Annotated in this window: 14 protein-coding genes and 1 pseudogene; 3 read left to right on the forward strand and 12 right to left on the reverse strand. The window is 39.3% G+C overall.

Going from position 1 to position 9,847, the window contains the following annotated elements; genetic code table 11:
• The 8 genes and pseudogenes from DWW86_RS16745 to DWW86_RS16775 all read right to left on the reverse strand — a co-directional run.
• Positions 1 to 289: pseudogene (locus DWW86_RS16745) on the reverse strand (S8 family peptidase); the annotation flags it as partial.
• A 198-nt stretch (positions 290 to 487) separates the two neighbouring features.
• The gene (locus DWW86_RS16750) at positions 488 to 694 is read right to left on the reverse strand and encodes a hypothetical protein (protein WP_235816071.1); all 207 of its coding nucleotides are present in this window, start codon (positions 692 to 694) and stop codon (positions 488 to 490) included.
• A 102-nt stretch (positions 695 to 796) separates the two neighbouring features.
• The gene (locus DWW86_RS16755) at positions 797 to 1,132 is read right to left on the reverse strand and encodes a group II intron maturase-specific domain-containing protein (RefSeq protein WP_072522116.1); all 336 of its coding nucleotides are present in this window, start codon (positions 1,130 to 1,132) and stop codon (positions 797 to 799) included.
• A gap of 27 nt (positions 1,133 to 1,159) precedes the next feature.
• Positions 1,160 to 1,594, reverse strand: coding sequence for a DUF2383 domain-containing protein (locus tag DWW86_RS16760; protein ID WP_019162843.1), 435 nt, complete (start codon positions 1,592 to 1,594; stop codon positions 1,160 to 1,162).
• A gap of 182 nt (positions 1,595 to 1,776) precedes the next feature.
• Complete coding sequence (locus DWW86_RS17505; protein WP_334292791.1) at positions 1,777 to 2,034, reverse strand: DUF975 family protein; 258 nt, start codon at positions 2,032 to 2,034, stop codon at positions 1,777 to 1,779.
• A 93-nt stretch (positions 2,035 to 2,127) separates the two neighbouring features.
• Positions 2,128 to 2,214, reverse strand: a complete 87-nt coding sequence (locus DWW86_RS17510; protein ID WP_235816146.1) for a hypothetical protein — start codon at positions 2,212 to 2,214, stop codon at positions 2,128 to 2,130.
• Positions 2,211 to 2,522 carry an RNA polymerase sigma factor gene (locus DWW86_RS16770; RefSeq protein WP_235816072.1) on the reverse strand — a complete coding sequence of 104 codons (312 nt, stop codon included), beginning with the start codon at positions 2,520 to 2,522 and terminating at the stop codon, positions 2,211 to 2,213. The genes DWW86_RS17510 and DWW86_RS16770 overlap by 4 nt, the downstream gene beginning before the upstream one ends.
• On the reverse strand, positions 2,512 to 3,450 hold the full coding sequence (locus tag DWW86_RS16775) for a hypothetical protein (RefSeq protein WP_072522117.1): 939 nt from the start codon (positions 3,448 to 3,450) through the stop codon (positions 2,512 to 2,514). The genes DWW86_RS16770 and DWW86_RS16775 overlap by 11 nt, the downstream gene beginning before the upstream one ends.
• A gap of 213 nt (positions 3,451 to 3,663) precedes the next feature.
• Between DWW86_RS16775 and DWW86_RS16780 the strand changes: the two genes are divergently transcribed.
• Positions 3,664 to 4,992 (forward strand): ATP-binding protein, encoded by a 1,329-nt coding sequence (locus DWW86_RS16780; protein WP_072522118.1) that lies wholly within the window; start codon positions 3,664 to 3,666, stop codon positions 4,990 to 4,992.
• Positions 4,993 to 5,007: 15 nt separating this feature from the next.
• Positions 5,008 to 5,721, forward strand: a complete 714-nt coding sequence (locus DWW86_RS16785) for a LytR/AlgR family response regulator transcription factor (protein WP_072522119.1) — start codon at positions 5,008 to 5,010, stop codon at positions 5,719 to 5,721.
• A gap of 46 nt (positions 5,722 to 5,767) precedes the next feature.
• Here the strand turns inward: DWW86_RS16785 and DWW86_RS16790 are convergent, their stop codons facing one another.
• Together DWW86_RS16790 and DWW86_RS16795 are read right to left on the reverse strand one after the other, a co-directional pair.
• Entirely contained in the window at positions 5,768 to 6,136 is a 369-nt protein-coding gene (locus DWW86_RS16790; RefSeq protein ID WP_143143544.1) for a hypothetical protein, read from the reverse strand.
• Positions 6,133 to 6,402: an ATP-grasp domain-containing protein gene (locus tag DWW86_RS16795; protein WP_072522121.1), complete on the reverse strand. Its 270-nt coding sequence runs from the start codon at positions 6,400 to 6,402 to the stop codon at positions 6,133 to 6,135. Before DWW86_RS16795 ends, DWW86_RS16790 begins: the two co-directional genes overlap by 4 nt.
• Before the next feature lie 81 nt (positions 6,403 to 6,483).
• Here DWW86_RS16795 and DWW86_RS16800 point away from each other — a divergent pair, with 81 nt between their 5' ends.
• On the forward strand, positions 6,484 to 6,999 hold the full coding sequence (locus DWW86_RS16800) for a hypothetical protein (protein WP_181985381.1): 516 nt from the start codon (positions 6,484 to 6,486) through the stop codon (positions 6,997 to 6,999).
• A gap of 620 nt (positions 7,000 to 7,619) precedes the next feature.
• Here DWW86_RS16800 and DWW86_RS16805 read toward each other — a convergent pair.
• Positions 7,620 to 8,915, reverse strand: a complete 1,296-nt coding sequence (locus tag DWW86_RS16805) for a tyrosine-type recombinase/integrase (RefSeq protein WP_008369919.1) — start codon at positions 8,913 to 8,915, stop codon at positions 7,620 to 7,622.
• An 86-nt stretch (positions 8,916 to 9,001) separates the two neighbouring features.
• Positions 9,002 to 9,631 carry a helix-turn-helix domain-containing protein gene (locus tag DWW86_RS16810; RefSeq protein WP_008369918.1) on the reverse strand — a complete coding sequence of 210 codons (630 nt, stop codon included), beginning with the start codon at positions 9,629 to 9,631 and terminating at the stop codon, positions 9,002 to 9,004.
• Between the last annotated feature and the right edge of the window lie 216 nt (positions 9,632 to 9,847).

Consider the following 9,847-nt stretch of genomic DNA (forward strand, 5'->3'; position numbering starts at 1 on the left):
TTTCAAAATACAGTCGTTTAGGTTTTTCAATAAATTCAATCTGCTCCCGGGCAGAATACGCCTTGATTTCCGACTCCGGTAAAGTCACTACTGCATAACCTCCCAGCAGTGGCACCACCTGAATTCCCTCACCGCCAAGTCCGCTCTCCGGACCACTGTACTTCACGATCACATCCCATAGCCTGGTTGCAGGATCATATCCTACATTAAGATTTCCCGACTTTCTACGCTCCTGTGGGGTTGCATCCATTGCAAGATTTAAAAGGTTATCTATTTTCTGGTCTGCCATAAATGATTCCTTTTCATTGCACACTTACTTATATTATATGTATTCTATGCGAATTGCGAGAGCTACTTCATGGCAAAGCAACTTCTTAAAGGCGCAACTATTATTTTAGGATCTTCACTTCTATCAGCATTCCAAAATCCATAGCAATCCTCGTAAATAATGCATTTAAGACAGTTCAGCAGAGTGCGAAAGACGCGGTCATAAAAACCATTCCATCTTCTCCCTCACATCCGCATGCTTCAGATAACTAACATTAAATTCTCTGACTATGGACTCACCCTTCAGTGTAAAGATTCCAAGCTCCGGGTCGCTTTTGGCAAGTACTTCATATACAAATGAGATTCTATACCCGGACTTTATCAGATCGATGATCATCTTAAAGCTGGAAATACATAGGTATTTCATGGGTCGAGTAGACGCACCCCTTGCGGTCGTACGCCCCTCGCAGAATCCGGACTTGCGACTTTCCCGCATCCGGCTCTTTACGAAACGAATCGTTCACATTTATCAATCGTATATACTGACATATATTCTTGCTCTTACTAACGGGTAACTGTTATCAATCATATTCAGAAACTCTACCCAGTTGTAGCTTTTCTTCTGGCTTCTTCTGTTCAGCCAGTAGAAAAGGCTTTTCATAACATTATAACGAAATGCTGTGATTCTCTCTGAATTGTCAGTGATGCCATAGTAATGGAAATAACCAGTCAGTATCTCATTAAGCTTGGAAATGATTTCTTTTACTCTCAAAGTCCGCATGCTGCCTATCAGCCTGTGAACCTCTTTACATTTCTTTGCAAATTTCTTCTTGCTGGTTGTCGGGCATACCTTCCTTTTACACACTACGGAAGGAAAATGCAGGTTCTCAGCTTACAAATATTTCTGCATATCATCCCGCAGATTCTCTTCCATTCCAATAAGCTTCTTTGCAATGGAAATACTTTCGGACGACGCATCTTTGCATTGGTGCATGGCTTCTGTGATAGACTGGGTTCCCATGTTGCAGCCATTCATGATGATCTTAACCGCCTGTTTATTCTCATCTTCTCCGGTCATCATTTTTACACCTGTCGTCATCCACGAAAATGTGGATACCATAACACCCGGTTCTTTCTCCGGCTGGCCTGCGCGAAGAAGTATTTTGGAAATTTCCTCTTCCAGTTCCTTGTGTTTTGAACAGGATTTTTCAATCGTTGCTGCGATTTTGGCATCTGTCACATGATGCTGTACCTGTTCCATGCTCTCAATTCCCATCTTGCATCCGACACTGCATTCTTCTAACAGTTTCTTTGTGCTGTTGTCCATGTCTGTCCTCCTGTATAAAAATTTACTTTCTACATGGAAGATAGTATACGTACTTTTTGACTATTTATGTATCTTTCCCGTTACTGGGTACGGAGTGTATAGTGGTTCAGTTGTCAAAACAAAAATCTAAGCTTTTTATAATGAACTGATATATGTAACTGAGTATGGGAGAAAATCCCCCCTTAGGCCGCAGGATTATCCAGTAACAGAATCGGATAATAGCAGGATGCCGGTGTCTGATTATTGAGTGCAGAATGACAACGTTCAAAATTGTAAATGTGCACATATTTACCCTGTGTTAAATACTGATATGGTCCGGCAAAGAATATATTAACCAACCCGAATGTTATAATTCCCAGAAGGCTCCATCCTATAAAAGACAGATCTAATACAAATGCAGCCCACTTATTTCCCTCCTCATCAAACTGCCCTATGCAAATATCTCATATCTGAAATATGTCATCCGGCTTTCATAATCTATTACAATGCATTATCCCCAGTCAGTTCAGGCAGAGTCTCTGTAGCCTGAACGCCTATTCCCCCTGTTTTTCCATAATCATTCGCAACTTCTCCAGAGCACGTTTCTGTATCATCCTTACATTTCCCGGTGATAAATTCATCTGCCTGCCAAGCTCTGTGGAACTTTTCTGATAATAAAATCTTCCGTCTGCTGCTTCAGGATTTCCAGAGAATAATGAGTCTTTTTATCCCTATAATAGTTTTTCAGGCGGTTTGCTGTGATTGCATACAACCAGGTAGCTATACTACCTTTTTCTTCATCATAACTGTCCATATTTCTGTAAAAAGGCAGAAATACATCTCCAGTCAGTTCTTCCGCTTCATACAGATCAGGAACTCTTTTATGTATAAATGTCAAAATTTTCAGATAATATTCCTGATAAATACGCTCAAACTCCTCATACTTCATCCTCCGCCTCTTCATAAGACTCAATCTCTGCATAGAGATGTGTATCTTCTTTCACATCTTCCTCTGGCTCGTACAGTTCTTTACACTCCTTATCTGTATACATAATGTAATAAGAATTATCGTCATGAAGCATGATCCATACATAATTATCTGATGGAACCGTGATTGCATAATCCTTTTCCTGCTCTGTACCAGGAGCTGCAGTAACTGTCACATTACGTACATCACCTTCTGCTTTTTCTGCTTCTTCGTACTTTTCACAAAGATCTGCTACATCCTCAGGTCTATCCACGCCGTAGGAGAATTCCATCTTCGAAGCTTCTTCTGAAGTGCCGTCCTTATGGTTCAGAATCTGAGTATGTTTCAGTGGTCTGTAATCATCCGAAGCAACCACATATTCCATAGAAATCCAGTCTCCCTCTGTGTAGAATTCTCCATCTCCCTGAGAATTCAATGCACTCTGCGTAAGTTCTTCAGGTACCTTTGTCTGTATAATGATCGTATCACCATCTTCCTTCATATCCGTCACTTCTTCCTCTATGGTTTCATCTGTGTAAAAGCTTATAAGATCATCTGCATTTCCATCTGCTTCATCAATATACAGACAGGAGAGATACTCATCTCCTTCTTTTCCGTATTTTAATTCGCCATCTTTATAGAGCATCTGGGTAGTACCATACATATCTACATACATCACTTCAGAATCTTCATAGTCATATACCTTTGTATTCTGCAGTATATATTCACAGGTAGCTTCATAGCTTTTATGATTGCTTACAAGACTGTCTGTTTCTCCTGCTTTCATCATCTGTTCCAGTGCATTGTCTTTTGTCAGTTCAGGTAAAATATCTGATGCCTGAACGCTCACACATCCTGATGCCAGAGTTCCCATAATCAGTACTGTCACAATAATCATTCTTTTCTTCATTTTTTAGTCTCCTTTCTTTTGAATGTTTTTGTGGCTATATTATTTATATTTTTATATTATTTGAATTTAATTCCCTTGTCCATATTTTTGCGTGAATAGTCAAAATATGGCGTAAAAAGGCCTTCATATGATTTGATTTTGCCTTCTGCCAATGGTATACTTATTTTTAATAGGTAACCTGACCATTATCTATCTTTTTGACAGGAGATTTTTATGATAGCATTGCGTTATTTCTGCGGATTTTCTTTTCAGATTTTTCCTTATGCATTTTTCTGTTTGTATCCATTCCGGGATCGTTTCCGCCTAAGCACAAAAAAGACAATGCTCATGGCACTGTCCATTTTTATTGTAATGGTCATTCCGTTTTCTCTTATCGCACAGTTCAACATCGGCGGTGATTACAAAGAGCTGATCTCGAATGCTATTTTTTATATTGCCTTGTTACTGTTCGGAATGTTGTACTGCTTTATCATCCAGGCAAAAACAGTAGAAAAACTGTTTGTATTTTTTGTTGTAATGAGCTACGGATTCTTTGTCACAAGTACTGTTACTTTTTTGCACCGTACTTTCCGGTTCCCGTCCGATCATTTTATGTATCCGCCCCTTGCACTGATTCTCACACTTATCATAAATCTGCTTCTTGCGAAACCATTTCTCATGCTGATGGAGCGAATCCGTACTATGATCAACGCTGATCTGGAATCACGTATCTGGAAGATTCTCTGCTCCCTCCCTGCTTTGTTTATTCTAATTGCCAGTATTGCACAATTCTCAAGCATAATAAATCTTTCCACCAATATAATTGTCCATGCTATGTTTGTATTGTTTGCAGTATTTGCTTTCATAGTATATGCCGTATTCTTCAGTGTCATGGAATACATCCGCAGTAAACAGGAAGAACAGAGGATTTCCGAGCGCATACTGGAAAACTACCGGAATCAGGCTGAAAACAATGAACATATTCTGGAAATACACCATGAGATCCGGCATCATATGAATGCCCTGTCCTCCTATCTTAAGCAGGAGGACTATGCAGGTGCCAGACAGTATATACAGAAATTTACTGAAGAAGCCGAACAGCTTCCTTTTGTCACCTACACAGCCAATGCTCTGGTCAATTCCATCCTTTCAGAATTTGCAGAACGTGCCAGCCGTTATAAAGCCATAGTGGAGTACAGTATTATCATTGGCAGAAGACTCAACATGGAAGATATTGATTTGTGCCGGATGTTGACAAATATTTTGGAAAATGCAGTAGAAGGGTGTCAGAAGGTTTCTGAAGGACAGCGGATCATCCGGCTGAATCTCCATTCAAAGGGAAATTTTCTGTTTATTAAATGTGAAAACTCCTACAATGAGGATAACTTGAGAATCACAAATGGAAAATATAAATCCAGTAAAAAGAACAGTGACAGACACGGTTACGGTCTTAAGATCATCAATGGAATCGCCGAAAAATACAATGGTATACTGAGCGTACAGGTACGTGGTGGTTTTTTTGCTGTAACAACAACGCTTTGTCTTGACGAAAATAACGAATAATAGGAGGCTTTCACTATGTACCATATTGTCATCTGTGATGATGAACCGATTTTTTTAACACAGATATCAGAAATGATCATCGATATTTTAGCATCCATGGGAGAATCCTGTGAGATTCGAAAATATACTTCTATTTCAGAATTAAAAAATACATTGCAGAATACTCCCAAAAGCTGTGACATTCTGATTCTTGATATTATGCTGGGTGAAAACAATGGGATCAGCTTTGCAGAATGTCTCCGTGACACTGAAAACCAAATTCCCGTTATCTTCATTTCCAGCAGTGAGAAATTTGTATTCGATGCATATTCTGCTGAACCTGTAGGTTATATCCTCAAGCCGATCAGCCGTCAAAAACTTGCAGAAGCACTAACCCGTGCGATCCGACATCTGATCCCTAAATCCATTATAATCGACACTCCGTCCAGAACTGTATCCTTTCATATCAGGGATATTACCTATATTGAAATAATCAATAAAGAACTGCAGATTCACCTTCAGGACGGTACTGTCACGAAGATATATAAATCCCTTTCTGCAGTCCGTGAAACTCTGCCGAAAGATATCTTCGTGCAATGTCACAGATGCTACATTGTTTCTCTGTATGCTGTCCGTTCAATCAGACGCTTTGAAATCACACTGAATAATCATGAAATAATCCCGGTCAGCAAATACAGCTACCGGGATGTCCAGGAACAATTACAGCAATACGCTGCAAAATGGTTTTAATTTCTGCAAACAGCAGAAAACGGCGGTCTTATCGACCGCAGAATTCTCATTGACATTTTGCAACAAGCTCTCCGGCGTTTGCTTTCACATCATCGGAAACAAGCCCCGGGAATTCCTCTTCCAGTTCATTCAGGATATTAAGAATATCTTCTTTTTCCTGATCGGTGCTGATAACAACCTCGCAATAGTTGATTTTCTCCATACCTGCCACTGAGGTTTCCAGCTGCATAATATAATCCACATGCGGATTCCCATATAATCGGATCAGCTCCTCCTGCGACCTTGCTTTCATCTTAAAGTTCAATACATATTTCAGGTTCCGTTTCATACTGTAATTTTTGTCAGTTCCGAGTATGCTGTCCACAAAAACAGATAGTGGATTTCTTCCCTCCATGGCAGCCGTTGTTGTTGTCATTCCGGACCAAATTTTACAGAGCTTAACGGATCTGTAATGCCCTCTTTTGTTACAGAAAAGGCGATCGGCGGAAGGACACTGTAACGTCCCTCTACACCATGAATTTCCGTTCCGCACTGTTCTCCCTGGATCAGTTCTTCCACCATTATATCTGAATTGTTCCGATTGGAATTAAGAAAGCTCTCTACTTCCTCATAGGCGTTCATGACTTCCACTCCGATTGACCCTGCACCTAATGTATCCTTCACAATGACAGGAAAGTTCATTTCCTTAATCCGATAAAAAACATATTCCTTATATACATTTACACTGACACCCGGATTCTTCTTCTCCGCAAGAAACAGCTCATGGTGAATATAGATCTTAAAGTTCTTAAAGATATGGGACTATATAACAACAGTATTATTATTTTTGACAGAGGTTATTATTCAGAAGATATGTTCTTTGTACTTAAGTTCTACAGATGGCCTGTAGAACTTAAGTACAAAGAACTAAAAAGCCGTTTTGCCATGGAAGAGTTTTCCGGTGCTACTGCAGTATCAATACAGCAGGAATTTTATATAAATATGCTTCTATCGAATCTGGCTTCTCTTATAAAAAATGAAGCAGATGAGGAAATACAGATTTCTGCCAAAAGCACAAATAAGTTCCGTTATCAGGCCAATCGTGCATTTATCATTGAACGGATTAAAAGTATTGTTCCTAAAATACTCTGCGGACTGTTTGAGCTTTCAATTATTGAACAGTTATATATAGATGCTGTACGTTGCAGATCACAGCTCCTGCCCGGAAGGTCATTTCCAAGGAAGAAATTGAAATCCAAGGGACGTTCGCATTTCCGAAATAAAAAAGTTTCTTTTTAAAATAGAACCAGCATTCATCAATAGGCTTATTTAAATGCGGTCATTTTTATAAATCTTCTGGTTTCCAACAAAACAGCAACTGTTTTCTGTCATAAACCGATTTATTTTGTAGTTTGCATTGGAGGATATTCACTAATATGCCCTTAAGTTGACGCTCAGACCTTTCTTTTCTTCCAGAAAAGTAATCTGTTCATCATATGTTAGAAATTGCTTTTTCTCCAAGTTTTTCACCACCTCTCATCAATTTTACTAATTGTTTGTATAAATAACGAAAGGCCCCCGAAGGAGCCTTCCGGACTATGGGCTTCTCAAGTTTCCATAGTGCGATCACTAGGTACATCATAGCCTTTCCAAACAGATTTGTCAAAGAGAACATACCCGTTTTAGTTTATGTTCGTCCATGTCAAATAATGCATACAAATATCAGTGTTTTCTTATGTTTTCCCTTAATTATAAGGTTCATGTGACCCATAATTATTCCCAAAACTGAAATTTATATAATTATTCCTCTAACTTTCCCCATTTTATAGGCTTTCCCGCCTGTCCATTAGTGAAATGATATGTAGTTTCCCTTATTTTTGCCCTTATGAGATAATTACAAGGGAAATAAGGGAATTTCTTTAATCATTGCCTACCACTTTATCAAGAAGCCTAACCGATTTTCGTTTAGCATCTCTTGTGGAGTGAGCATAGACATTCATTGTGGTACTGACATCTGAGTGTCCTAACAATTCCTGCACATCTTTTGGGGCTGCTCCATTTGCTAAAAGGTTGCTTGTATAGGTGTGACGTAACTGGTGGAAATGAAAGCCTTCAAATCCCTCTAATGTTTTTGCCACCTTTCTGCAAACAGTTCCCAAAGTAGTTGGAAGTTCCAGACAACCATCCGGTCTTAAACAGACGAAAGAAATTTCTTTATAATCTGCCGGGACTTCCTCTGTTCTGTCTAAGCAATAATATTCGTAGTACACTCTGTTTTTCTCTTTGACCTCTTTGTAGTAGTTCGTGTGATAAAGTTCTCCGTACTGCATTCGATTTTTTAACTGCTCTTTCCGGGTATTACGGAAAATCTCTACCAGCGTATCTCCAAAATCAACAATCCTCACTTTTTTCCGCTTGGTTGGTCCGATGATATATTTGCGCTTTGAACCATCATATCGGATGCTGCGTCTTATGGTAAGGCATTGTTCTTCCAGATTTACGTCCTGCCATGCCAAACCGCAGGCTTCTCCAATACGGAGTCCGGCATAATAGGCTATCTGGATTGGAAGTATTGCGGCTGGGTTCTTTTTTTGAAGATACGCAAGCAGTCTTTCATAATCTTCTCGTGAAATTGGTTGGATATTTCCGTCCATGTCCTCATCCGAAAACAAATCAACTTCGTCCGTCTGATACCGCAGTTTAATATACTGCATGGGATTGAACGTAATATACTGCTTTGGAAATACTGCAAAACGGAAGGACTGCTGCATGACTGCGGAAAAAGAATGGATGTAATCTTTGCTATACCCCTTTCTCTCTTTTCCATCGGGATGAACTCCCCCGAAGGAAAGCAAATCGAAGAAGGATTGCAAATGTTCAGAGGTTACATTTTTCAGTTTCCGTTCTGCCAATGGGTGTTTCTTAATATTTCGGATTGTTCCGAGGTAATTCTCCACCGTACCATTGCTGAGCGTACCTGTTTTTAATTCCTCCTCTGCCCACACATCCAGAAGTTGTCCGACTGTGAGATTTTCCGCTTTGGCAACAAATTTCTTTTTCTCATAATCATCCATTGCCTGACGGAGCAGCTTTTCAGTTCCACTTTTGCTTTCTGTTCCAACGCATTCTTTCTGAACAAGATTGCCGCTTGCGTCCTCTACATAGAAGCGGTAGTACCATTTCTTTCCTTTTTTTCTTACAGATCCTTTTGCCATAATCGTATGTCTCCTTTCGATATTAGACAATCGGAACTGATGAAATGCTTCGTGCGTGTAAGTATATCATAACTCCGGTTGTCTTACTATACCGATTCGGAATCTTCGTATAAGACTTCTGATAAAAGATTTGCAAGCCTTTGTTCTGCTGTTTTTTGTTTCTTGGAATAGAGCCTTACAATGTCTGCCATCTCATTAAAAGCATTGATGGTAGGAGTGATTTCCCTTAAGAACATAATCTCATTATATTCATCATTCGATTCAAACCCTATTGTTTTGGCAATATCCGTCTGACCAGCATTTCCCTTGAAGTTTTTGCAGGCGAACTGGAAGGAATCCAAAAACAGACCATATTGTTTTAACATCAGCAGTAATAAATCTTTTGAAAAAGCATCTTCTTCTTTGGTAAGGGCAAGCGGTAACTGTTCCAGAATATCTCCCATCGCATCACGAATCTGTAATTCTCTCTTATCCGTAATGTCGGTTTCATATTCATCTGTTTCCCCTTTGAGCCATTCCACGGATACATGGAGTGCTTCCGAAAGACCTTCCAGCACCATTTTTTTCGTATTGTCAATCGAACCATTCTCATAACGCAGGATTGTAGAAGCGGTAACACCCATCTTTTCTGCGACATAAGGCTGTGTCAGATTCAATTCCAGACGGCGCTGTTTTATTCTGCTGCCTATCAGCTTGCGTAGTTCTTTATCTTTCATGCTGACTGCCTCCTTTTTCGGTATGTATGAATTATAGCATTGTTTTTCTGAAATTGCAATATGCAATATAAAAATTATTTTTAATATTTCGTAACGCTTGACAAAAAGATTTGGAAAGGATATACTTACATCACAAGAATTGCATAATGCAATTTATAAGGAGGTGACAAACTATAAATAGTCAATAGTTTTTGGAAGAAAAATTATGATTAAAAA

Origin of the sequence: Ruminococcus sp. AF17-22AC, assembly GCF_003460065.1 — a bacterium.
Taxonomy (GTDB): Bacteria; Bacillota; Clostridia; order Lachnospirales; family Lachnospiraceae; genus Blautia_A.